The sequence below is a fragment of the Telluria sp. BA11 genome, from assembly GCF_056680305.1.
In genome coordinates this window covers 2,272,906-2,298,937 of the sequence record NZ_CM155275.1, presented here as the reverse complement: position 1 = coordinate 2,298,937, position 26,032 = coordinate 2,272,906, and the positions used below count along the sequence as shown (strand labels likewise).

7 protein-coding genes, 6 tRNA genes, 7 rRNA genes and 2 pseudogenes are annotated in these 26,032 nt (G+C 56.1%); 21 read left to right on the top strand and 1 reads right to left on the bottom strand.

What is annotated here, in order from left to right:
- Positions 1-61: 61 nt before the first annotated feature.
- From AC1MGT_RS10050 to AC1MGT_RS09965, 18 genes and pseudogenes are all read left to right on the top strand, one after another.
- Complete coding sequence (locus AC1MGT_RS10050; RefSeq protein WP_499504047.1) at positions 62-2,473, top strand: penicillin acylase family protein; 2,412 nt, start codon at positions 62-64, stop codon at positions 2,471-2,473.
- A 345-nt stretch (positions 2,474-2,818) separates the two neighbouring features.
- Positions 2,819-4,351, top strand: a 16S ribosomal RNA gene (locus AC1MGT_RS10045).
- Between the two features lie 84 nt (positions 4,352-4,435).
- A tRNA-Ile gene (locus tag AC1MGT_RS10040) sits at positions 4,436-4,512 on the top strand.
- A gap of 21 nt (positions 4,513-4,533) precedes the next feature.
- Positions 4,534-4,609, top strand: a tRNA-Ala gene (locus AC1MGT_RS10035).
- 223 nt (positions 4,610-4,832) lie between these two features.
- Positions 4,833-7,708, top strand: a 23S ribosomal RNA gene (locus tag AC1MGT_RS10030).
- Between the two features lie 126 nt (positions 7,709-7,834).
- Positions 7,835-7,947: ribosomal RNA gene (gene rrf / locus AC1MGT_RS10025) — 5S ribosomal RNA — on the top strand.
- Together the 16S, 23S and 5S rRNA genes with 2 tRNA genes alongside form the textbook arrangement of a ribosomal RNA operon.
- Before the next feature lie 129 nt (positions 7,948-8,076).
- A complete protein-coding gene (locus tag AC1MGT_RS10020) occupies positions 8,077-8,724 on the top strand; it encodes a DJ-1/PfpI family protein (RefSeq protein WP_499504046.1) in 648 nt (215 codons plus the stop codon).
- Positions 8,607-9,158, top strand: a pseudogene (locus AC1MGT_RS10015) (DUF3375 family protein); the annotation flags it as partial. The gene AC1MGT_RS10020 and the pseudogene AC1MGT_RS10015, both read left to right, overlap by 118 nt.
- A 24-nt stretch (positions 9,159-9,182) precedes the next feature.
- Positions 9,183-10,691 (top strand): hypothetical protein, encoded by a 1,509-nt coding sequence (locus AC1MGT_RS10010; protein WP_499504366.1) that lies wholly within the window; start codon positions 9,183-9,185, stop codon positions 10,689-10,691.
- Entirely contained in the window at positions 10,664-11,128 is a 465-nt protein-coding gene (locus AC1MGT_RS10005; RefSeq protein WP_499504044.1) for an SbcC/MukB-like Walker B domain-containing protein, read from the top strand. Before AC1MGT_RS10010 ends, AC1MGT_RS10005 begins: the two co-directional genes overlap by 28 nt.
- Positions 11,128-12,327 (top strand): annotated as a pseudogene (locus AC1MGT_RS10000) (Wadjet anti-phage system protein JetD domain-containing protein). The gene AC1MGT_RS10005 and the pseudogene AC1MGT_RS10000 overlap by 1 nt, the downstream one beginning before the upstream one ends.
- Positions 12,328-12,720: 393 nt before the next feature.
- Positions 12,721-14,253: ribosomal RNA gene (locus tag AC1MGT_RS09995) — 16S ribosomal RNA — on the top strand.
- An 84-nt stretch (positions 14,254-14,337) separates the two neighbouring features.
- Positions 14,338-14,414: transfer RNA gene (locus AC1MGT_RS09990), tRNA-Ile, on the top strand.
- A gap of 24 nt (positions 14,415-14,438) precedes the next feature.
- A tRNA-Ala gene (locus AC1MGT_RS09985) sits at positions 14,439-14,514 on the top strand.
- A 242-nt stretch (positions 14,515-14,756) separates the two neighbouring features.
- Positions 14,757-17,632: ribosomal RNA gene (locus tag AC1MGT_RS09980) — 23S ribosomal RNA — on the top strand.
- Between the two features lie 126 nt (positions 17,633-17,758).
- Positions 17,759-17,871, top strand: a 5S ribosomal RNA gene (gene rrf, locus AC1MGT_RS09975).
- A gap of 358 nt (positions 17,872-18,229) precedes the next feature.
- A complete protein-coding gene (locus tag AC1MGT_RS09970; protein WP_499504043.1) occupies positions 18,230-21,484 on the top strand; it encodes a DUF2339 domain-containing protein in 3,255 nt (1,084 codons plus the stop codon).
- Positions 21,485-21,502: 18 nt separating this feature from the next.
- Entirely contained in the window at positions 21,503-22,984 is a 1,482-nt protein-coding gene (locus tag AC1MGT_RS09965) for a DUF3999 family protein (RefSeq protein WP_499504042.1), read from the top strand.
- 216 nt (positions 22,985-23,200) lie between these two features.
- Here the strand turns inward: AC1MGT_RS09965 and AC1MGT_RS09960 are convergent, their stop codons facing one another.
- Positions 23,201-23,611: a DUF2061 domain-containing protein gene (locus AC1MGT_RS09960; protein WP_499504041.1), complete on the bottom strand. Its 411-nt coding sequence runs from the start codon at positions 23,609-23,611 to the stop codon at positions 23,201-23,203.
- Between the two features lie 527 nt (positions 23,612-24,138).
- Between AC1MGT_RS09960 and AC1MGT_RS09955 the strand changes: the two genes are divergently transcribed.
- From AC1MGT_RS09955 to AC1MGT_RS09945, 3 genes are all read left to right on the top strand, one after another.
- A 16S ribosomal RNA gene (locus tag AC1MGT_RS09955) occupies positions 24,139-25,671 on the top strand.
- Between the two features lie 84 nt (positions 25,672-25,755).
- Positions 25,756-25,832, top strand: a tRNA-Ile gene (locus tag AC1MGT_RS09950).
- A gap of 24 nt (positions 25,833-25,856) precedes the next feature.
- Positions 25,857-25,932, top strand: a tRNA-Ala gene (locus AC1MGT_RS09945).
- Positions 25,933-26,032: the final 100 nt, after the last annotated feature.

Below are 26,032 nucleotides of genomic sequence, written 5' to 3'. Positions count from 1 at the left end.
TTGCAATAGTTTTACTTCGTTATGGTTCGATCGCGCGGCGCCCGCCGCAGAAAGCGTCTTCATGCAACGTCGTCATCCTGCTGCGCCCTATCGCCTCCTTGTCGTGTCACTCGTGCTGGCGCTGGGCGCCTGTGGTCGGAATCATGATGACGACCCCGCCGTTCAGCCGCCGCCCCCAGCCACCGCCGCCCGCATCAACGTCGACGTCGCCCGCACCACGCATGGCGTGCCGCATGTCCGGGCTGACGACTTCCGCAGCCTCGGCTATGGCTTGGCGTATGCCTATGCCCAAGACAATGTCTGCATGTTCGCCGATGCAGTGCTGACCGTGCGCGGTGAGCGCTCACTGTTCTTTGGCGGCGATGCGCGACCTCGCCAGCGCACCGGCGACGAGTATGGCGGCGGTAGCGGGTTCATGGACCTGAACAACGAGGACAGCGACTTCTTCTTCAAGGGCTACCTCGACATTGAGCAATTGCGCACGGGGTATGCCAGCGGCGCGCGCGAGCCACGCGACCTGCTTGAAGGCTATGTCGAAGGCTATAACCGGTACCTGAAGGATGCGGGAAGCAAGTTGCCGGCGGCCTGTGCCAACACGAAATGGGTGAGGCCGATTTCGCTCGACGACATGATGCTGGTGGTGGCGGAAAAGGCGCTGCACGCATCGGGCCAGGCCTTTGCCCGCGACTTCGTTGCTGCCGGTCGGGTTCCCGGCGCCACCGTGACGCTGGCTAAAATGGCGCCGCGCAAGATCGATGCGTCGTCGCTGGTCGCGCAGCTCGATCTGCTGAACCGGCAAGGCTTCGGCAGCAATGCGCTGGCGGTGGGCAAGGACTTGTCCGCCAATGGGCGCGGGCTATTGCTTGGCAACCCGCACTATCCGTGGACCACGACCGACCGCTTCTATCAGGCGCATCTGACCGTGCCGGGGCGCTACGATGCGATGGGCGTGATCATCGGCGGCGTGCCGGCCGTCGTCATTGGCTTCAACCGCGACGTGGCCTGGAGCCACACGGTCACGTTCGCCAATCACTTCACCACGTTCCGGCTGGCGCTGGATCCCGGCGACGCCAGCGGCACCACCTATCTGTATGACGGGGCGCGGCGGACAATGACATCGAAAACGGTGACGGTCGAGGCGCTGCTGCCCGATGGCCTGATCGGCCGGCGTACCAAGACCTTTTATTTCAGCCACCAGGGCGCCGTCATCAGCCGGCCGGCTGCGGGCCTGACGTGGACCGCTCAGGCTGCCTATGTGCTGGCCGACCCGAATCGCAGCAATACCCGGATGCTCGAGCAGTGGCTGGGCATCGGCACCGCCACCAGTGTGCGCACGCTGAAGGATTCGCTCGACAAGGTGGTGGGGTTGCCATGGGTGAACACGGTGGCGGCCGACCGCGATGGCAATACGCTGTATGCGGACGCCAGTGTCGTGCCGCACATGAATGCGGACAAGTTCGTGAACGGTTGCCTGTTGCTGCAGGCGGCGCTGCTGTTCGACGGGTCAAAGGGCAGCTGCGGCTGGGGGCAGGATGTGGGCGCGCCGGCCGGCATTTACGCACCGGCCACGGCGCCGTGGATGATGCGCACCGATTACGTGGGCAATTCGAATGACAGTTACTGGCTGACCAATCCGAAGGCGCTGCTCACCGGTCCGGCGCCGCTGGGCTATTCGCCGCTGTACGGGCGCGTGAATGCCGAGCAAAGCCTGCGCACGCGGATCGGGTTCCGCCAGGTCGAGGATCTGCTGGCCCAGCGCAACAAGCTGAACCTCGCTGACATGCAGGCGCTGGCGTTCTCGAACCGCGTTTACGCGGCCGAGCTGGTGTTGCCCGAGTTATTGACCGCCTGCAGCAGCGCGAGCAGCACGCTGATGCATCAAGCCTGCACGACGCTGCAAGCGTGGGACCGGCGCGCCGATCTCGACAGCCGGGGCGCGGTGCTGTTCCGCGAATTCTGGGCGCTGGCGACGGCGATCCCGAACAAATGGGCACGGCCGTTCGATCCGGCGGACCCCGTCAATACGCCGGCCGGCGTGGCGCCGGCGGCCATGCCCGCCATGCTGGTGGCGCTCAGGACAGCGGCCGACAAGCTGCAGTCACTCGGCGTGCCCCTCGATGGCCGTATGGGTGACTATCAGGTCGAACCACGCAACGGCGTGCGTATTCCACTGCACGGCGGCAATGGGAATCAGGAGGGGACGTATGGGTCATTGACGATGCGCAGCAGCTTGACGGCACAAGGCTATGTCGGCGCGCACTGGGGCCAGAGCTATCTGCAGACCGTGACGTTCGACGAGCAGGGGCCGGTGGCGCAGGCGATGCTGACATATGGCCAGTCGGTCGATCCCACGTCGCCGTGGTATGCCGACCAGACACTGCTGTATTCACGCAAGAGCTGGCCGAGCCTTCCCTTTACGCAAGAAAAGATCAAGGCCGACCCGAACTACACGACCGTCACGCTGCGGGAGTAGCGAAGCAGTTCAGTGCAGGCATCGCGCCAGATTTGTCACACAACTGAAAAATAAGCTGTTGACGAAGCTCAGCAGGTCGAGCATAATCTCATTCCTCTGCTGCAGCGAACAAAACGATTCGAAGCAAACGGCAGATGAAGCACCGAATAAGTTCTTTAAAAATTAACAGTCGATAAGTGTGGGCGTTTGATGAAGGTGCCAAAGACTTCGGTCTTTGATTACTTAAATTATCAAATGTTCACAAAAAAGAAATACGTTGTCTCAGCAATGAGATAACGGTCAGTATTTTGAGTGAGCGACCCCTGCAGCAATGCAGGGTGGCAGAAATGCCAACAAACAGAGATTGAACTGAAGAGTTTGATCCTGGCTCAGATTGAACGCTGGCGGCATGCTTTACACATGCAAGTCGAACGGCAGCGCGGGGCAACCTGGCGGCGAGTGGCGAACGGGTGAGTAATATATCGGAACGTACCCAAGAGTGGGGGATAACGTAGCGAAAGTTACGCTAATACCGCATACGATCTAAGGATGAAAGCAGGGGATCTTCGGACCTTGTGCTCCTGGAGCGGCCGATATCTGATTAGCTAGTTGGTGAGGTAAAGGCTCACCAAGGCCACGATCAGTAGCTGGTCTGAGAGGACGACCAGCCACACTGGAACTGAGACACGGTCCAGACTCCTACGGGAGGCAGCAGTGGGGAATTTTGGACAATGGGCGAAAGCCTGATCCAGCAATGCCGCGTGAGTGAAGAAGGCCTTCGGGTTGTAAAGCTCTTTTGTCAGGGAAGAAACGGTGAGGGCTAATATCCTTCGCTAATGACGGTACCTGAAGAATAAGCACCGGCTAACTACGTGCCAGCAGCCGCGGTAATACGTAGGGTGCAAGCGTTAATCGGAATTACTGGGCGTAAAGCGTGCGCAGGCGGTTTTGTAAGTCTGACGTGAAATCCCCGGGCTCAACCTGGGAATTGCGTTGGAGACTGCAAGGCTAGAATCTGGCAGAGGGGGGTAGAATTCCACGTGTAGCAGTGAAATGCGTAGAGATGTGGAGGAACACCGATGGCGAAGGCAGCCCCCTGGGTCAAGATTGACGCTCATGCACGAAAGCGTGGGGAGCAAACAGGATTAGATACCCTGGTAGTCCACGCCCTAAACGATGTCTACTAGTTGTCGGGTTTTAATTAACTTGGTAACGCAGCTAACGCGTGAAGTAGACCGCCTGGGGAGTACGGTCGCAAGATTAAAACTCAAAGGAATTGACGGGGACCCGCACAAGCGGTGGATGATGTGGATTAATTCGATGCAACGCGAAAAACCTTACCTACCCTTGACATGTACGGAAGGCCGAAGAGATTTGGCTGTGCTCGAAAGAGAACCGTAACACAGGTGCTGCATGGCTGTCGTCAGCTCGTGTCGTGAGATGTTGGGTTAAGTCCCGCAACGAGCGCAACCCTTGTCATTAGTTGCTACATTCAGTTGAGCACTCTAATGAGACTGCCGGTGACAAACCGGAGGAAGGTGGGGATGACGTCAAGTCCTCATGGCCCTTATGGGTAGGGCTTCACACGTCATACAATGGTACATACAGAGGGCCGCCAACCCGCGAGGGGGAGCTAATCCCAGAAAGTGTATCGTAGTCCGGATCGCAGTCTGCAACTCGACTGCGTGAAGTTGGAATCGCTAGTAATCGCGGATCAGCATGTCGCGGTGAATACGTTCCCGGGTCTTGTACACACCGCCCGTCACACCATGGGAGCGGGTTTTACCAGAAGTAGGTAGCTTAACCGCAAGGAGGGCGCTTACCACGGTAGGATTCGTGACTGGGGTGAAGTCGTAACAAGGTAGCCGTATCGGAAGGTGCGGCTGGATCACCTCCTTTCTAGAGTAGCACCACGAAACTGAGAAGTTTCATTATCAAGCGTCCACGCTTATCGACTGTTGAATAGTAAAGAACAGTTTTATCGGGGCTGTAGCTCAGCTGGTTAGAGCACCGTGTTGATAACGCGGGGGTCGTTGGTTCGAGTCCAACCAGCCCTACCAATCAGCACAGCATCACCTAATGGGGGATTAGCTCAGCTGGGAGAGCACCTGCTTTGCAAGCAGGGGGTCGTCGGTTCGATCCCGTCATCCTCCACCATTACGGTAAAAGTTCAAACATAAGCCTGGCGAATATGCCAACGCGGTTTAGGTTTGGTCTTTTCGAGATCACTGTTTTTTCGTTCTTTAACAATCTGGAAGAAGTAAAGTTTTTAAGCGCATGCGACAGCATGTGCTTGGGTAGTAGTATTTGTATCATTGCAACACAGCTGTACTCTTGTACCTGTGACGATCTCTGTTGTCAGCAGAGGCCAACGTTATAGGGACAAGCGAATAAGTGCACATGGTGGATGCCTTGGCGATTACAGGCGATGAAGGACGTAGTAGCTTGCGATAAGCTGCGGGGAGCTAGCAAACGAGCTTTGATCCGCAGATTTCCGAATGGGGAAACCCGGCCTTTATAGGTCATTGCATACTGAATACATAGGTATGCAAAGCGAACGCGGCGAACTGAAACATCTAAGTAGCTGCAGGAAAAGAAATCAACCGAGATTCCCAAAGTAGTGGCGAGCGAAATGGGATGAGCCTGTATGTGATAGTCGATCGGATAGTGGAAGCTTCTGGAAATAAGCGCCATAGAGGGTGATAGCCCCTTACACGAAATCTGAACGGTGGTACTAAGCATACGACAAGTAGGGCGGGACACGAGAAATCCTGTCTGAACATGGGGGGACCATCCTCCAAGGCTAAATACTCGTAATCGACCGATAGTGAACCAGTACCGTGAGGGAAAGGCGAAAAGAACCCCGGGAGGGGAGTGAAATAGATCCTGAAACCGTGTGCATACAAACAGTAGGAGCGGACTTGTTCCGTGACTGCGTACCTTTTGTATAATGGGTCAGCGACTTACATTCAGTGGCGAGGTTAACCGTATAGGGGAGCCGTAGAGAAATCGAGTCCGAATAGGGCGACAGTCGCTGGGTGTAGACCCGAAACCAAGTGATCTACCCATGGCCAGGATGAAGGTGCGGTAACACGCCCTGGAGGTCCGAACCCACTAATGTTGAAAAATTAGGGGATGAGCTGTGGGTAGGGGTGAAAGGCTAAACAAACTTGGAAATAGCTGGTTCTCTCCGAAAACTATTTAGGTAGTGCCTCAAGTATCACCATCGGGGGTAGAGCACTGTTATGGCTAGGGGGTCATTGCGACTTACCAAACCATTGCAAACTCCGAATACCGATGAGTGCGAGCTTGGGAGACAGACATCGGGTGCTAACGTCCGGTGTCAAGAGGGAAACAACCCAGACCGCCAGCTAAGGTCCCAAAGATTGGCTAAGTGGAAAACGAAGTGGGAAGGCTAAAACAGTCAGGATGTTGGCTTAGAAGCAGCCATCATTTAAAGAAAGCGTAATAGCTCACTGATCGAGTCGTCCTGCGCGGAAGATGTAACGGGGCTAAGCCAGTCACCGAAGCTGCGGATATCCTTTATTGGATATGGTAGGAGAGCGTTCTGTAAGCCTGCGAAGGTGTCTTGTAAAGGATGCTGGAGGTATCAGAAGTGCGAATGCTGACATGAGTAGCGATAATGGGGGTGAAAAGCCTCCACGCCGTAAGCCCAAGGTTTCCTGTTCAACGTTCATCGGAGCAGGGTGAGTCGGCCCCTAAGGCGAGGCAGAGATGCGTAGCTGATGGGAAGCAGGTTAATATTCCTGCACCGTCGTATGATGCGATGGGGGGACGGATCGCGGAAGGTTGTCTGGCTGTTGGAATAGCCAGTTTTTGACTCATAGAAGGTACTTAGGCAAATCCGGGTACGTAATTCAAGGGGTTGAGACGAGGAACTTAGGTTCTGAAGCAATCGGAAGTGGTTCCAAGAAAAGCCTCTAAGCTTCAGTCATACGAGACCGTACCGCAAACCGACACAGGTGGGCGAGATGAGTATTCTAAGGCGCTTGAGAGAACTCGGGAGAAGGAACTCGGCAAATTGGTACCGTAACTTCGGGATAAGGTACGCCCTAGTAGTTTGATTGGTTTACTCCATGAGGATGAACGGGTTGCAATAAAATGGTGGCTGCGACTGTTTAATAAAAACACAGCACTCTGCAAACACGAAAGTGGACGTATAGGGTGTGACGCCTGCCCGGTGCTGGAAGATTAAATGATGGGGTGCAAGCTCTTGATTGAAGTCCCAGTAAACGGCGGCCGTAACTATAACGGTCCTAAGGTAGCGAAATTCCTTGTCGGGTAAGTTCCGACCTGCACGAATGGCGTAACGATGGCCACACTGTCTCCTCCCGAGACTCAGCGAAGTTGAAATGTTTGTGATGATGCAATCTACCCGCGGCTAGACGGAAAGACCCCATGAACCTTTACTGTAGCTTTGCATTGGACTTTGAATCAATCTGTGTAGGATAGGTGGGAGGCTTTGAAGCGGGGACGCTAGTTCTCGTGGAGCCAACCTTGAAATACCACCCTGGTTCATTTGAGGTTCTAACCTTGGTCCGTTATCCGGATCGGGGACAGTGCATGGTAGGCAGTTTGACTGGGGCGGTCTCCTCCTAAAGTGTAACGGAGGAGTTCGAAGGTACGCTAATTACGGTCGGACATCGTGATGATAGTGCAATGGCATAAGCGTGCTTAACTGCGAGACCGACAAGTCGAGCAGGTACGAAAGTAGGACATAGTGATCCGGTGGTTCTGTATGGAAGGGCCATCGCTCAACGGATAAAAGGTACTCTGGGGATAACAGGCTGATTCCTCCCAAGAGTTCATATCGACGGGGGAGTTTGGCACCTCGATGTCGGCTCATCACATCCTGGGGCTGTAGCCGGTCCCAAGGGTATGGCTGTTCGCCATTTAAAGTGGTACGTGAGCTGGGTTTAAAACGTCGTGAGACAGTTTGGTCCCTATCTGCCGTGGGCGTTGGAAATTTGAAGGGGGCTGCTCCTAGTACGAGAGGACCGGAGTGGACGAACCTCTGGTGTACCGGTTGTCACGCCAGTGGCATTGCCGGGTAGCTAAGTTCGGAAGAGATAACCGCTGAAAGCATCTAAGCGGGAAACTTGCCTTGAGATGAGATTTCCCAGAGCCTTGAGCTCTTTAAAGGGTCGTTCGAGACCAGGACGTTGATAGGCTGGGTGTGGAAGTGCAGTAATGCATTAAGCTAACCAGTACTAATTGCCCGTACGGCTTGTCCCTATAACCTTGGTAGTCCAGGGTTGCGAGAGTTCAGCTGTTGTTGATACAAATACGACCCCCAATAAAAACTACTTCTTCCAGATTCAGAGCAGCGTTGCATGTGCAACGAAGCTCGTACAAGTTATGCCTGATGACCATAGCAAGTCGGTCCCACCCCTTCCCATCCCGAACAGGACCGTGAAACGACTTTGCGCCGATGATAGTGCTGCAACCAGTGTGAAAGTAGGTTATCGTCAGGCTAGTTATATAGAAAAGCCCCACTCAGTGATCTGAGTGGGGCTTTTCGCTTTGGGCGATCGATACCGTATCGAACGTCAAGATACATCGATATCATTGTCAAACCACACCGACCCAGCAAGGACATCACGATGAACGTCTACCTCGCGGTAATCGACACGATGGCAGATTGGGAGATCGGCTACCTGACGGCCGAGCTGCATAGCCGGCGCTTTTTCCATGATCCCGGGATGACATGCAATCTGGTCAAACTCGGCGTGTCACTGGATGCTGTGCACAGTATGGGTGGCATTCGGTACGTACCTGACATAACAGTCGATCGTATTCAACTGCATGCCAACGATCTGCTCCTGCTACCTGGCGGCGATATCTGGGCGACGCCATTTGTCAGGCCACTGCTGGAATTGGCGCGCGATGCCCTCGACAAGGGGCACAATGTTGCCGCCATCTGCGGCGCGACGGTCGGCCTCGCCAGCACCGGTGCACTTGACCGGCGTCGCCATACCTCCAACGATCTCGGATCCTTGCAAGCGGCTTGCCCTGCATACACCGGGCAGTCCCACTACCGCCATAAGCCGGCAGTTCGCGGCGACAACCTGATTACCGCGAGCGGCCTGGCGCCGCTGGAATTCTCGTATGAAGTGTTGAAGATGCTCAAGGTATGGCGGCCGGCGACGGCAACTGCCTGGTACCGTCTGCACAAAACGCGGCAGGCATGCTGGTATCACGAGCTGGTCGCGTCGATGTCGCCCGAGGCCGAGGGGCCCGTGCCTGGATAGGCCCAGCATCCTTCCCGCTGCCTCACAGCACAACCCGCAGTACAGTCACGGTATCCGTGACTACTCAGACAACAATGGACTATCAGCAGTTACACGCGCAACGCCGCTCGCACCCGGCCTGGCGGCTTCTCGCCGCAGACCATGCCCCCATGATCGCCAGCTTCCTGCACCACGTGTTTGTCGTGCCGAACGTGCGCACCATTGCGCGCCAGCAGCTGGTGTCGCAGCTGGACGACCACTTGTATCAGCTGCACCAGGTCAGCGGCGAGACCCTGTTCCCCAAAAGCGCTGCTGGTTATCTTGATGATTGGGCGTCCGACTAGCGTGGCTGGCTGCGCAAATATTACCCGCCCGGGGAAGACGAACCCCACTACGACCTGACGTCATCGAGCGAGCAGGCGCTCAAGTGGCTGCAGGGACTGGGCCAGCGCGCGTTCATCGGCACCGAATCACGCCTGATGACGGTCTTTGATCTGCTCAAGCAGATCACCGATGGGGAGCGTGCGTGGGAAGGCGCGGCCGAGCGCCTGTTGCACGCTTTCGGCCTGTCACTCCTGGTGCCCGAGGTGTACTACGCCCAAGTGGCCGCATGGGCCGAGCGCACGCATCTTGGCGCGCGGTTCGTGTATTACCGGGTGCGGCCGCAAGCAGCGAGTCAGCCACCGACGCTGCATCCGCAGTCGCTCGTGCACAGGCTCGCCATCGAACCGGCGTCGCCGTTCTACAGCTGGATCGCATATGAGCTGGCACGCCGTTTCGACTATGCCTGCTGCGAGAACATGGACCAGTTCCGGCGCGAACAGCGCGCGATCACCCGCAATGGCCAGCTCAAAGCCGGCGGCGAACGTCACGAAAAGGATGACCGGCGCACGATCGACGATCGCACCAGCTACGTGCTGGGCTGGTCGAACGATGCAAAGATCGCCGCCCTGGCCCGGCAGGAGCGTGACCTGGCCACGCGCATATCGGCACACGCCGCGCAGATCGTCACCCTCAAGCGCGAGGTGGAAGACGACAACAAGGTGTATGGCCTGTGGCAGCAACTGGCGGTGTACGTGCATTTCGCGGAGCTGGACTGGAAGTCGCTGGTGGCGTCGATCGACCGGCTGGAACGCGAGCAGGAAGAACTGGCCGCGGCGTCGGCCCTGCTGCGCACCTTGCAGGAGCAGTTACGCGCACTCGGCGCCGCCCAGGTTGCGCTCGACGCGGACCATGCAGCGGCGGCGGCCCTGCTGGCGACCCTGGTCGAAAAGCTGCGCACGGCGCGCGAGCAGCTCGCGCAGTGCGATGTGCTGGCGGCGGCGGCCGACGAGACGATCCGCGCGCGCTTCGGGGCGTTGGCTGCGTTGCGTGAGCAGGCGCTGGGCGAACATACCCTCATGGTGGAGTCGTGCGACAACCGTGAGCGTGACATGCGCGACTTCATTCAGGCCAGGCTCGATGCCGAGACCCGGAAGATCGAGCGCCTGCGCGACACGATCATCTCGGCCATGCAGGATTACGTGCGCACCTGGCCGCTGGATGCGCGCGAGGTCGATGTCAGCATCGATGCCGCCGCCGAATTCCAGCGCATGCTGCACGTGCTCGAAGCGGACGACCTGCCGCGTTTGCCGATAAATTCAAGGGTCTGCTCAATGAGAACACGATCCGCGAGATTGCCGGCTTCCAGTCGCAGCTCAAGCGCGAGCGCGAAACGATCCGCGAGCGGGTCGACACCATCAACGCCTCCCTGCATGCGATCGATTACAACCCGAGCCGGTATATCGCCCTGGAAGCGGCGTCGAGCCTGGACGCCGACCTGCGCGACTTCCAGCAGGACCTGCGCAGTTGCACCGAAGGCTCGCTCACCGGGTCGGCCGACGAGGACTATACCGAGGCGAAGTTCTTGCAGGTGCGGCGCATCATCGAACGTTTTCGCGGTCGCGAAGGCAGCGCCGAGATGGATCGGCGCTGGACCCGCAAGGTGACCGACGTGCGCAACTGGTTCGTGTTCTCGGCGTCCGAGCGCTGGCGCGAAGACGATCGCGAGCACGAGCACGAGCACTACACGGATGCGGGCGGCAAGTCCGGCGGCCAGAAGGAAAAAGTGGCCTACACCGTGCTGGCGGCGAGCCTGGCATACCAGTTCGGTCTCGAGTGGGGTGCGGTGCGTTCACGGTCGTTCCGCTTTGTGGTCATCGACGAAGCGTTCGGTCGCGGCTCGGATGAATCGGCGCGCTATGGACTTGAAATGTTTCGCCGCATGAACCTGCAGCTGCTGATCGTTACGCCGCTGCAGAAGATCCACATCATCGAGCCCTATGTCGCCGGGCTGGGGTTCGTGCATAGCGAAGAAGGGCGTCAGTCGATGCTGCGGTACCTGAGCATCGAGGAGTACCGCGCCGAACGTGGGACGCGCGCGTAATGAGCGGAGCGCGCAATGCCTGGTCGACGCCTGCCGATATCGTCGCCGGTGTGCAGCGGTTATGGGACAGCGGCGCCTTGCTTGCTGCGCGCCTTGATAACGCCCCGCTGTTACCGTACGAGCTTCGCCTGCGCCAGCCCGGTGTCGCCGTCATGGGCGAGCAGTTCGAGCAGGTGCGCACCTGGGTTGCCATGCTCAAGGCAGGCAGCCGCGCGGAGCAGGGGCACGGCTATGACCTGACGTGGCGCGACATCAATCATCGCCAGCTTGGGCGCAACAGCATCCCGTTTGCGGCGGTGATTGACACTGAGGCCGAGGCGCTTCGCATGATTGGCCGTGTCCGTGACGCGCGCCAGTTCGATACGTTGGCGGCCGCCACGCTGTTCTCCTTTCCTCAGCTGCACGCGTGGGTGCGCAGTCATCCGCGCAAACTGCTAGAACATGGTGACGAGTGGGAGCGCGTCCTGGCGATTTTGCACTGGTTCGTTGCGCACCCTCGGCCGGCGATTTATCTGCGTCAGCTCGATATCCACGGCGTCGACACCAAGTTCATCGAGGCGCGCAAGGGGCTGTTCGCCGAGCTGCTGGATCAGGTCTTGCCGCCGGCGGCGATTCTGGATGCGACCGGGCCGCGCCAGTTCGAGGGGCGCTACGGTTTGCTGGGCAAACCACCCCTGATCCGCTTTCGCATGCTCGACGAGGCGCATCACATCGGCGGCTTGTCGGATCTGATGGTGCCCGTGACGCAGTTTGAGCAGCTGCGCACGCGCGTCGAGCGGGTGTTCGTCACCGAGAACGACATCAATGCACTTGCGTTTCCGCAGGTGGCATCAAGCATGGTGATCTTCGGCGGCGGGTACGGCATCGATCGCCTGGCGCAGATCGATTGGTTGCGTGACCGCGACATCGCGTATTAGGGCGATATTGACACCCATGGGTTCGCAATCCTTGACCGCCTGCGTGCGGCCTTGCCAACGGTACGTTCCCCGTTGATGGATACGGCGACCTTTCAGGCGCATCGCCACCTGTGGGGCAGCGAAGATGCCGACAAGCGTTTCACGGGAGAGTTGACCCGGCTCACGGATGACGAGCATGCGCTGTATGACACGCTGCGCGATAGCGTTCTGGGCGAGCGGCTTCGCCTGGAGCAGGAGTGTATTGCTTATGGATGGGTTACCACCGCAATTCAACATGGATGACATGATTGCCTTGCGGGCTGGTCCTGCGTTTGTTATAGTCTCGCTCCCTCGACGCAGAAGCATTCAAATGGATGCAGCAGCGAAGAGGGAAGAAAAAAAGAAGTTGACGAACATCGCAAAACACCGCATACTCTCTCTTCTCTGCTGCTGACGAACACAACGCTTCGTAGCAAACGGCAGGAGGCAGCACCGAATAAAGTTCTTTAAAAATTAACAGTCGATAAGTGTGGGCGTTTGATGAGGGTGCCAAAGACTTCGGTCTTTGATTACTTAAATTATCAAATGTTCACAAAAAAGAAATACGTTGTCTCAGCAATGAGATAACGGTCAGTATTTTGAGTGAGCGACCCCTGCAGCAATGTAGGGTGGCAGAAATGCCAACAAACAGAGATTGAACTGAAGAGTTTGATCCTGGCTCAGATTGAACGCTGGCGGCATGCTTTACACATGCAAGTCGAACGGCAGCGCGGGGCAACCTGGCGGCGAGTGGCGAACGGGTGAGTAATATATCGGAACGTACCCAAGAGTGGGGGATAACGTAGCGAAAGTTACGCTAATACCGCATACGATCTAAGGATGAAAGCAGGGGATCTTCGGACCTTGTGCTCCTGGAGCGGCCGATATCTGATTAGCTAGTTGGTGAGGTAAAGGCTCACCAAGGCCACGATCAGTAGCTGGTCTGAGAGGACGACCAGCCACACTGGAACTGAGACACGGTCCAGACTCCTACGGGAGGCAGCAGTGGGGAATTTTGGACAATGGGCGAAAGCCTGATCCAGCAATGCCGCGTGAGTGAAGAAGGCCTTCGGGTTGTAAAGCTCTTTTGTCAGGGAAGAAACGGTGAGGGCTAATATCCCTCGCTAATGACGGTACCTGAAGAATAAGCACCGGCTAACTACGTGCCAGCAGCCGCGGTAATACGTAGGGTGCAAGCGTTAATCGGAATTACTGGGCGTAAAGCGTGCGCAGGCGGTTTTGTAAGTCTGACGTGAAATCCCCGGGCTCAACCTGGGAATTGCGTTGGAGACTGCAAGGCTAGAATCTGGCAGAGGGGGGTAGAATTCCACGTGTAGCAGTGAAATGCGTAGAGATGTGGAGGAACACCGATGGCGAAGGCAGCCCCCTGGGTCAAGATTGACGCTCATGCACGAAAGCGTGGGGAGCAAACAGGATTAGATACCCTGGTAGTCCACGCCCTAAACGATGTCTACTAGTTGTCGGGTTTTAATTAACTTGGTAACGCAGCTAACGCGTGAAGTAGACCGCCTGGGGAGTACGGTCGCAAGATTAAAACTCAAAGGAATTGACGGGGACCCGCACAAGCGGTGGATGATGTGGATTAATTCGATGCAACGCGAAAAACCTTACCTACCCTTGACATGTACGGAAGACCGAAGAGATTTGGTTGTGCTCGAAAGAGAACCGTAACACAGGTGCTGCATGGCTGTCGTCAGCTCGTGTCGTGAGATGTTGGGTTAAGTCCCGCAACGAGCGCAACCCTTGTCATTAGTTGCTACATTTAGTTGAGCACTCTAATGAGACTGCCGGTGACAAACCGGAGGAAGGTGGGGATGACGTCAAGTCCTCATGGCCCTTATGGGTAGGGCTTCACACGTCATACAATGGTACATACAGAGGGCCGCCAACCCGCGAGGGGGAGCTAATCCCAGAAAGTGTATCGTAGTCCGGATCGCAGTCTGCAACTCGACTGCGTGAAGTTGGAATCGCTAGTAATCGCGGATCAGCATGTCGCGGTGAATACGTTCCCGGGTCTTGTACACACCGCCCGTCACACCATGGGAGCGGGTTTTACCAGAAGTAGGTAGCTTAACCGCAAGGAGGGCGCTTACCACGGTAGGATTCGTGACTGGGGTGAAGTCGTAACAAGGTAGCCGTATCGGAAGGTGCGGCTGGATCACCTCCTTTCTAGAGTAGCACCACGAAACTGAGAAGTTTCATTATCAAGCGTCCACGCTTATCGACTGTTGAATAGTAAAGAACAGTTTTATCGGGGCTGTAGCTCAGCTGGTTAGAGCACCGTGTTGATAACGCGGGGGTCGTTGGTTCGAGTCCAACCAGCCCTACCAATCAGCACTAAGCATCACCTGAATGGGGGATTAGCTCAGCTGGGAGAGCACCTGCTTTGCAAGCAGGGGGTCGTCGGTTCGATCCCGTCATCCTCCACCATTACGGTAAAAGTTCAAACGTAAGTCGTCAACAACCTGTTGGATGGATTTAGGTTTGGTCTTTTCGAGATCACTGTTTTTTCGTTCTTTAACAATCTGGAAGAAGTAAAGTTTTTAAGTATGTAGCGCAAATCGGAAACGAGATGTGATGCATGCTTGGGTAGTAGTATTTGTATCATTGCAACACAGCTGTACTCTTGTACCTGTGACGATCTCTGTTGTCAGCAGAGGCCAACGTTATAGGGACAAGCGAATAAGTGCACATGGTGGATGCCTTGGCGATTACAGGCGATGAAGGACGTAGTAGCTTGCGATAAGCTGCGGGGAGCTAGCAAACGAGCTTTGATCCGCAGATTTCCGAATGGGGAAACCCGGCCTTTATAGGTCATTGCATGCTGAATACATAGGCATGCAAAGCGAACGCGGCGAACTGAAACATCTAAGTAGCTGCAGGAAAAGAAATCAACCGAGATTCCCAAAGTAGTGGCGAGCGAAATGGGATGAGCCTGTATGTAATAGTCGATCGGATAGTGGAAGCCTCTGGAAATAGGCGCCATAGAGGGTGATAGCCCCTTACACGAAATTCGAACGGTGGTACTAAGCATACGACAAGTAGGGCGGGACACGAGAAATCCTGTCTGAACATGGGGGGACCATCCTCCAAGGCTAAATACTCGTAATCGACCGATAGTGAACCAGTACCGTGAGGGAAAGGCGAAAAGAACCCCGGGAGGGGAGTGAAATAGATCCTGAAACCGTGTGCATACAAACAGTAGGAGCGGACTTGTTCCGTGACTGCGTACCTTTTGTATAATGGGTCAGCGACTTACATTCAGTGGCGAGGTTAACCGTATAGGGGAGCCGTAGAGAAATCGAGTCCGAATAGGGCGACAGTCGCTGGGTGTAGACCCGAAACCAAGTGATCTACCCATGGCCAGGATGAAGGTGCGGTAACACGCCCTGGAGGTCCGAACCCACTAATGTTGAAAAATTAGGGGATGAGCTGTGGGTAGGGGTGAAAGGCTAAACAAACTTGGAAATAGCTGGTTCTCTCCGAAAACTATTTAGGTAGTGCCTCAAGTATCACCATCGGGGGTAGAGCACTGTTATGGCTAGGGGGTCATTGCGACTTACCAAACCATTGCAAACTCCGAATACCGATGAGTGCGAGCTTGGGAGACAGACATCGGGTGCTAACGTCCGGTGTCAAGAGGGAAACAACCCAGACCGCCAGCTAAGGTCCCAAAGATTGGCTAAGTGGAAAACGAAGTGGGAAGGCTAAAACAGTCAGGATGTTGGCTTAGAAGCAGCCATCATTTAAAGAAAGCGTAATAGCTCACTGATCGAGTCGTCCTGCGCGGAAGATGTAACGGGGCTAAGCCAGTCACCGAAGCTGCGGATATGTCTTAGGACATATGGTAGGAGAGCGTTCTGTAAGCCTGCGAAGGTGTCTTGTAAAGGATGCTGGAGGTATCAGAAGTGCGAATGCTGACATGAGTAGCGATAATGGGGGTGAAAAGCCTCCACGCCGTAAGCCCAAGGTTTCCTGTTCAACGTTCATCGGAGCAGGGTGAGTCGGCCCCTAAGGCGAGGCAGAGATGCGTAGCTGATGGGAAGCAGGTTAATATTCCTGCACCGTCGTATGATGCGATGGGGGGACGGATCGCGGAAGGTTGTCTGGCTGTTGGAATAGCCAGTTTTTGACTCATAGAAGGTACTTAGGCAAATCCGGGTACGTAATTCAAGGGGTTGAGACGAGGAACTTAGGTTCTGAAGCAATCGGAAGTGGTTCCAAGAAAAGCCTCTAAGCTTCAGTCATACGAGACCGTACCGCAAACCGACACAGGTGGGCGAGATGAGTATTCTAAGGCGCTTGAGAGAACTCGGGAGAAGGAACTCGGCAAATTGGTACCGTAACTTCGGGATAAGGTACGCCCTAGTAGTTTGACCACTTTACTGTGGAAGGATGAACGGGTTGCAATAAAATGGTGGCTGCGACTGTTTAATAAAAACACAGCACTCTGCAAACACGAAAGTGGACGTATAGGGTGTGACGCCTGCCCGGTGCTGGAAGATTAAATGATGGGGTGCAAGCTCTTGATTGAAGTCCCAGTAAACGGCGGCCGTAACTATAACGGTCCTAAGGTAGCGAAATTCCTTGTCGGGTAAGTTCCGACCTGCACGAATGGCGTAACGATGGCCACACTGTCTCCTCCCGAGACTCAGCGAAGTTGAAATGTTTGTGATGATGCAATCTACCCGCGGCTAGACGGAAAGACCCCATGAACCTTTACTGTAGCTTTGCATTGGACTTTGAATCAATCTGTGTAGGATAGGTGGGAGGCTTTGAAGCAGACACGCTAGTGTTTGTGGAGCCAACCTTGAAATACCACCCTGGTTCATTTGAGGTTCTAACCTTGGTCCGTTATCCGGATCGGGGACAGTGCATGGTAGGCAGTTTGACTGGGGCGGTCTCCTCCTAAAGTGTAACGGAGGAGTTCGAAGGTACGCTAATTACGGTCGGACATCGTGATGATAGTGCAATGGCATAAGCGTGCTTAACTGCGAGACCGACAAGTCGAGCAGGTACGAAAGTAGGACATAGTGATCCGGTGGTTCTGTATGGAAGGGCCATCGCTCAACGGATAAAAGGTACTCTGGGGATAACAGGCTGATTCCTCCCAAGAGTTCATATCGACGGGGGAGTTTGGCACCTCGATGTCGGCTCATCACATCCTGGGGCTGTAGCCGGTCCCAAGGGTATGGCTGTTCGCCATTTAAAGTGGTACGTGAGCTGGGTTTAAAACGTCGTGAGACAGTTTGGTCCCTATCTGCCGTGGGCGTTGGAAATTTGAAGGGGGCTGCTCCTAGTACGAGAGGACCGGAGTGGACGAACCTCTGGTGTACCGGTTGTCACGCCAGTGGCATTGCCGGGTAGCTAAGTTCGGAAGAGATAACCGCTGAAAGCATCTAAGCGGGAAACTTGCCTTGAGATGAGATTTCCCAGAGCCTTGAGCTCTTTAAAGGGTCGTTCGAGACCAGGACGTTGATAGGCTGGGTGTGGAAGTGCAGTAATGCATTAAGCTAACCAGTACTAATTGCCCGTACGGCTTGTCCCTATAACCTTGGTAGTCCAGGGTTGCGAGAGTTCAGCTGTTGTTGACACAAATACGACCCCCAATAAAAACTACTTCTTCCAGATTCAGAGCAGCGTTGCATGTGCAACGAAGCTCGTACAAGTTATGCCTGATGACCATAGCAAGTCGGTCCCACCCCTTCCCATCCCGAACAGGACCGTGAAACGACTTTGCGCCGATGATAGTGCTGCAACCAGTGTGAAAGTAGGTTATCGTCAGGCTAGTTATATAGAAAAGCCCCACTCAGTGATCTGAGTGGGGCTTTTCGCTTTGGGCGATCGACTTTATGCGATTGACCCATCAACCATCCACCCCATTCCCGCAAGCTGTCATTCCTTGTTTGGCGTGCTGCTCATCCTCAGGCTCGCGAGAGTTTGCTGCATCTGTAATACGTCACTGACCACACTGTGGCAGCAAAACCCCACGTACTAGCCCCATGATTTGATCAGGCGCAACGGTCAAACAGGTTCATTTCTGCACATGCTTCTGGCTCTTACTATTTCTTTGACGCCAAGGGGACTGTCGCATGATGCGTGGGCCCGGACTGGCGGAACCAAGTACTTCACATGAAGGGCCGCCATGCGTGAGATCACCACATGGGTGTTGATAATAGCGGCTTATCCATTCATTGCAGCCTGGCTTGTGGGGCTGCGACGCGGCTATCAAATCAACGAATTGGAAGAGCAACTGGTTTTGCTCCGCGAGAAGGTCAAACAGCTATCTCCGGCACCTCTGGAAACACCGGTGCCTCGTCCTGCTGACATGGCTGTTTCCACAGTACCAAAGGATGATGTTGAACAGGTGCCACCTGCCGGTTTGCCAGATAGCGCCCATGCACAAGTCCAAGGGGTGGACGCTGCCAGTGCCAGTGCCAGTGCCAGTGCCAGTGCCAGTGCCAGTGCCGATGACGCCCAGACAATCCATCGGTCGCCACAAGCAAAACGAGGTACTCCCCGCCGCGGCCGAAGCCGTGGCAGCCCGATTCAACGCGACGCGATCACGCCGCCGCTGGACCCTGATGCGTCAAGCAAAGCAGTATCTCCGCCGCCTCGCTGGCTGGTTGCGGTCAAAACCTGGCTGATGACCGGGAATCTGGTCGCCAAGCTCGGCCTGGTTATCCTGTTTATCGGTATTGCATTCCTGCTCAAGTATGTCGCGGCGACCATCACGATTCCTATTGAGCTACGGCTGGCCGCCGTGGTACTGGTCGACCTGGGACTGCTGGGTTGGGGCTGGCGCCTGCGCAGCAAACGCAGAGAGATCGGCTTGCCGGTACAGGGAACCGCCATCGCCATCCTGATGCTGGTGATCTTCAGCGCATTCCAGCGCTATGCCTTGATACCTGCGGAATTCGCTTTCGCCTTGCTGGTGTCGCTCACGGTGTTCACGTGCCTGTTGGCCATATTGCAAGAAGCGCCGTGGCTCGCGGCATTCGGTATAACCGGCGGATTCTCCTGTCCCCTGCTCTTATCGACCGGAGAGGGAAACCATATAGCCCTGTTTTCTTATTACGCGATGCTCAATGTCGGCGTGTTCGTGCTGGCGTTCAAGCGTTCGTGGCACCAACTTAATTTACTTGGCTTTGTCTTCACGTTTGGGGTTGGCGGGGCTTGGGGTGGGTTGCAATACACCTCGGACAATTACGCATCGGCGCAGGCATTTCTCATCTTCTTTTTCCTGTGCTATTCGGCCATCCCTTTCGCATTCGCAGGCCGCGAGAGAACACGGCTGCAGGATTACGTCGATGCCACGCTGATCATGGGCACGCCGCTATTAACCTTCGGTTTTCAGGTCGGGCTGGTGAAGGACATGCAGTTTGGACTGGCTTTCTCCGCCCTCGGGCTGGGCGGCTTTTATCTCGTGGTCGGGACGATGCTCTGGCATGCCGGCAAGGAGCGCTGGCGTGCGCTGGTGCAGACGTTTGCCGTTTTTGGAGCTATTTTCGCCACGCTGACGATCCCGTTTGCCCTTGATGCGCGCTGGACCTCGGCCGCATGGGCACTCCAGGGATTTGGTTTCGTGTGGTTCGGCCTGCAACACCGCCGGCAAGCCATCTGGATTTGTGGTCTGTTATTGCAAGTCGCAGCCTGGATCAGCTTCACGATTTCGTTGTCCGGCTTCGACATCGACACCGCACTGACGGCGCACTTGTGGTTGGGCTTCCTGCTGCTCGCTGGCAGCGCTTATGCTGTGGCCGTGGCGTTACGCAGGCCGCACGGCGGTGAACAGGATTTGTCGCCACTAGCCAACACGGCCCTGGCACTCGCTGCTGCATGGCTCCTGGCCGGGTGGTACACCGAAGCATCCCTGCGTTTTTCGGGGGGCACCCTGGCCAACTGGATCGTTGGCGGCTCAATGCTCACCGCGCTGCTGCTGTATGCGATCAGCCTGCGCATGCTCTGGCCTACCGCGCGGCAACTGGTTCTGGCCGCCCAGATCGCGGGAGCTGTCGGCCTGGCGATGGCTGTTTCGCCCGGATTGTTATGGATACGCATAGTCGAGCTAAATGACGCCATGCCTTTGCTGGGCATCGTGATCCTGGCAGTAGCGGCGTTCGCAACCAGCTGTACGCTGCAGCGAACTGCGCCCACGCAAAACGGTAGCCACCTTCCAACGTGGTTGCTGCTGTGGAGCGGTATCTGGTGGATGAGCGCCCTGAATATTGCTGCGAGCCGGGTAACCGACCATCTGCCCGCCATCCTGGGCAGCATGGATTCCCGCTGGCTGGCACTGTATTCCCTTGGCATCGCGGCTACGTCGATCGCCTGCGTGCGCTACGCCGCGCGCTTCGCCTGGCCCCAACTACGCTGGTTTGCCCTTGTCTGCTGGTCTGCGCTGGGCATCATCACGCTGCGTTTATTTGCCCAGCTATACGGCGCGCACGCGCTCCCGGACGCCGCGCTCTCGATCGCATGGGCAGTTGCATGGCTGGGTAGCGAACAGGCGATGCTGCGCTGGCATGCCAGCGGGTCGCTTCTAAACCGCACCGTATCGCAGATTTTGCACACCGTGCGCACGGCTGGCCCATGGCTGGCGTTGTGGCCAACTGGCGCGATCCTGATCGACGGGTGGCTCGCCACACCGGCGGACAGTGTGTTGATCTCGCAAGACAGCTGGATCACGGACGCTGCCTGGAGCAATTACCTCCCGACATGGGCAATGATGCTGTTCCTGGTCGGCTTGCTGCGCCGAGGCAGGAAAGGACGGTGGCCGACCGTGCCGATCTCGGACTGGTACCAGTCGATTGCTGTCCCAGTGGGTACTGTTCTTACGATGTTGCCGATCGCTCTGTGGAATCTGAGACACGATGGCGCGATGGCCCCGTTACCCTATCTCCCACTGCTCAATCCGCTCGATCTGACCACCGGGTTCGTGCTGATGTTATGGGTGAGCACGTTGCGGCAGCTCGCTGCCAGGGCTGCGCTGGATCAGCCCGTTCTATCCACACTGCGGCGTGCCAGCATCGTGGCAGCGTGGCTCTGGTTCAATCTCATCCTGCTACGAAGTGCGGCGCATTACCTTGGCACCGATTACCGGCTTGCCGATCTCACGGCTTCGCAAACGGTGCAGGCCTTGCTCTCTCTGGCTTGGGGTGCGAGTGCTTTTGCGCTCATGCGCATTGCGGCACGCACTGCTCGACGACGAGTCTGGTGGATCGGCGCGCTGTTGTACGGCATTGTGGTGGCCAAGCTGTTCCTGGTTGACCTGGCCAATGGCGGAAGTATCGCGCGCGTCGTGTCGTTCGTTGGTGTTGGCCTCTTGCTGCTGCTGGTCGGCTATCTCGCACCGTATCCGAAAGCACCGCAGGCCGCGTCAGTGGCTGCGTCAGCTTGACCTACAGGAGAACGACCCATGCCGATTTCTCTCTGCAGGCACTGCTGCGTCATCATGGTATTCGCGCTGACGGGCGCCGCCGTCACTGAAAGTCCAGCGGCCCCAACCGACAGGCTGGCCGATTATTCTCATCGTCTCCCTTTGCGCACCGTGAGCACCCAGGCCATCGTGCGACTGCCACTGCCGCGTGCGGTCTATCTGAACGCGCGTTCGTCCGCCTTGCACGATCTGCGTGTGTTCGATGCCGTTGGTGCGTCGATGCCTTTTGCGCTGATCGATCAGGCCCCACCAGCCGTAGAAAAAAAGGCTACTGCACCGGTCGCTATTTTTCCACTGTATGGAACCGCCCGTGACGCAGGGCCAATACCTGAAAGCTTGCAGATCCGTACCCGTAGCGACGGCGCCGTCATCTCGGTGAGGACGCCATCGCGCGCAGCAAGCGACGAGCTGCAAAGCCTGATCCTCGACCTTCAGCCGGCAGCACTGGCTGCGAAGGTCAGCGCTGCCGCACCAGTGGGCGCGCTAGCGTTATCGCTGCCCCCGGGAATCGACAACTACAACGCGCACGTTGCGGTCGATGTAAGTAACGACCTGCAAGACTGGGACGTGCTGGCAGAGGCGGCGGTCAGTTGGCTGGTCAACGATCGCGGCGCAAGCGTCGGCAAGCACCGCATCGAGTTTTCGCCGCGGCCATTTCGCTACGCTCGTATTCGTTGGCTTGAGGGCAAGCCGCTCGCCTTTGCCGACATCAACGCCGAGTACGTCGTGCAGCAGTACGCCGCCATGCAACTCGAGACCATTGTTTTGCCGGGCCAGCCATCTGCCGAGGGGCGCGATGTGATGTATGCAGCGCCCGTCGCCATTCCCGCGATCGCTGTTGGGTTTGTGTTTGAAGGGCAGAACGTCGTCATGCCGGTGATACTGGGCCAGTACCAAACCACGCGTAGCCGCAAACCCGGTGAACGGGTCGTGACGCGGTTGCAGCCAATCGTGAATACAACCTTTTATCAATTGTCGCAGAAGGGACAGCAGCGCGTTTCAGGCGACGTCGAGATCGCACCTACCAATGCGTCCATTTGGGTGGCCCGGCCGCTGACGGCCATCCTGGAGCGTCCAGCCTTGCGCTTGCGTTGGGCACCTGCAACCATCGTGTTTGTGGCTGCCGGCAAGGCACCATACCAACTGGCATTTGGCCGCGTCAGTGCCATGGCTGCTAGCGTGCCGCTCTCCCAGGTTGCGCCGGGCTTTACGTCGCGTGAACTGGCTGAGCTGGAATCTGCGACACCCGGGGCACTCGTACAACAGCAATCGCCAGCCGCGATCGTGGAGGCTGACCGGACTGCTGGCACCCGACGGTACTGGTTGTGGGGCCTGTTGGTGTGCGGCCTTGCGGCACTTGCCGCCATGGCCTGGCATCTGTTCCGTCAGATGAAGGTAGATACTTCCAGCCCGCCTTCATCTGACATTGCTCCCGACAGCGGGCTGCATGCCTCTGAGTAAATGAAGAAAAGATGCGACCAAACGACTCAACGCACCGACGGGTGGTAAGACACTGCCGTGGGGGGATCGATCTGTTCCGACCGAGCTGGCGCAGGCACTCGCGCACGGAAAGAATGGTCGTCGCGTTAAGGGGTGCTGTGGCCCTCATGCTGCATGGGATGGTCAAGCTGCTCCATCTGTTATCGCCGAGCCTGTGCAGCTTTTGCCACGAGTGACTCAGGCAACGCCGTGCTGGCCGGCGACGCGCAATTCGAGCCGGTCCCAGAAGCGGTCGTGAATTGGCAGCAGAAGTACATTGCATACCGGTTCAAGGATGGCCGCGATACCGCCGGAAGCGAGCGAGCCCGTCGCGCAGTAAATGACGGTGAACCCCACGACCATGTGCATGGCGGTCTGGCTGACTTTTTCGGCAGCGCGTCGGGCATAGCGTTCGCGTTCGGAGCGTGCCCGGGCACGGATGGCCTCCCAGGCTTTCTCGTGGAAAGGGAGGAGCAGCACATTGATCACGGGCTCAATGATGATCGCGAGACCGCTGAACATGACCGAACCAGTCAGCGCGTACGCAATGGCGAAAGCAATGGCCATGTGGGTGATGACTTGACTGGTTTTCTTGGCAGCAACGACCATCTTGACTCCTGAGATTGCACGTGTTGATACGGTAGAGGAAAATGATAGTCATTCTCGATTGGCACACAAAGGCATATATATCTACCATAGCAATAGCGTATCCCTATTGAGAGTCTAATTGCGATAGGTCGCAGTATTTCAAAACCCTCTTGCCGAACATGTCACAAGTTTGTTATAGTCTCGTTCTGCCCGACGCAGACACTGCTTAAAAGCAGCGACAGCGAAGGAAAGAAGGGGTTGACGAAAAATGAGAAACACTTCATAATCTCGCCTCTCTGCTGCTGACGAACACAACGCTTCGAAGCAAACGGCAGAAAATGCAGCACCGAATAAAGTTCTTTAAAAATTAACAGTCGATAAGTGTGGGCGTTTGATGAAGGTGCCAAGAACTTCGGTTCTTGATTACTTAAATTATCAAATGTTCACAAAAAAGAAATACGTTGCTCAGCAATGAGTAACGGTCAGTATTTTGAGTGAGCGACCCCTGCCGTAAGGTAGGGTGGCAGAAATGCCAACAAACAGAGATTGAACTGAAGAGTTTGATCCTGGCTCAGATTGAACGCTGGCGGCATGCTTTACACATGCAAGTCGAACGGCAGCGCGGGGCAACCTGGCGGCGAGTGGCGAACGGGTGAGTAATATATCGGAACGTACCCAAGAGTGGGGGATAACGTAGCGAAAGTTACGCTAATACCGCATACGATCTAAGGATGAAAGCAGGGGATCTTCGGACCTTGTGCTCCTGGAGCGGCCGATATCTGATTAGCTAGTTGGTGAGGTAAAGGCTCACCAAGGCCACGATCAGTAGCTGGTCTGAGAGGACGACCAGCCACACTGGAACTGAGACACGGTCCAGACTCCTACGGGAGGCAGCAGTGGGGAATTTTGGACAATGGGCGAAAGCCTGATCCAGCAATGCCGCGTGAGTGAAGAAGGCCTTCGGGTTGTAAAGCTCTTTTGTCAGGGAAGAAACGGTGAGGGCTAATATCCCTCGCTAATGACGGTACCTGAAGAATAAGCACCGGCTAACTACGTGCCAGCAGCCGCGGTAATACGTAGGGTGCAAGCGTTAATCGGAATTACTGGGCGTAAAGCGTGCGCAGGCGGTTTTGTAAGTCTGACGTGAAATCCCCGGGCTCAACCTGGGAATTGCGTTGGAGACTGCAAGGCTAGAATCTGGCAGAGGGGGGTAGAATTCCACGTGTAGCAGTGAAATGCGTAGAGATGTGGAGGAACACCGATGGCGAAGGCAGCCCCCTGGGTCAAGATTGACGCTCATGCACGAAAGCGTGGGGAGCAAACAGGATTAGATACCCTGGTAGTCCACGCCCTAAACGATGTCTACTAGTTGTCGGGTTTTAATTAACTTGGTAACGCAGCTAACGCGTGAAGTAGACCGCCTGGGGAGTACGGTCGCAAGATTAAAACTCAAAGGAATTGACGGGGACCCGCACAAGCGGTGGATGATGTGGATTAATTCGATGCAACGCGAAAAACCTTACCTACCCTTGACATGTACGGAAGACCGAAGAGATTTGGTTGTGCTCGAAAGAGAACCGTAACACAGGTGCTGCATGGCTGTCGTCAGCTCGTGTCGTGAGATGTTGGGTTAAGTCCCGCAACGAGCGCAACCCTTGTCATTAGTTGCTACATTTAGTTGAGCACTCTAATGAGACTGCCGGTGACAAACCGGAGGAAGGTGGGGATGACGTCAAGTCCTCATGGCCCTTATGGGTAGGGCTTCACACGTCATACAATGGTACATACAGAGGGCCGCCAACCCGCGAGGGGGAGCTAATCCCAGAAAGTGTATCGTAGTCCGGATCGCAGTCTGCAACTCGACTGCGTGAAGTTGGAATCGCTAGTAATCGCGGATCAGCATGTCGCGGTGAATACGTTCCCGGGTCTTGTACACACCGCCCGTCACACCATGGGAGCGGGTTTTACCAGAAGTAGGTAGCTTAACCGCAAGGAGGGCGCTTACCACGGTAGGATTCGTGACTGGGGTGAAGTCGTAACAAGGTAGCCGTATCGGAAGGTGCGGCTGGATCACCTCCTTTCTAGAGTAGCACCACGAAACTGAGAAGTTTCATCATCAAGCGTCCACGCTTATCGACTGTTGAATAGTAAAGAACAGTTTTATCGGGGCTGTAGCTCAGCTGGTTAGAGCACCGTGTTGATAACGCGGGGGTCGTTGGTTCGAGTCCAACCAGCCCTACCAATCAGCACTAAGCATCACCTGAATGGGGGATTAGCTCAGCTGGGAGAGCACCTGCTTTGCAAGCAGGGGGTCGTCGGTTCGATCCCGTCATCCTCCACCATTACGGTAAAAGTTCAAACGTAAGTCGTCAGTGATTCACTGATGTGATTTAGGTTTGGTCTTTTCGAGATCACTGTTTTTTCGTTCTTTAACAATCTGGA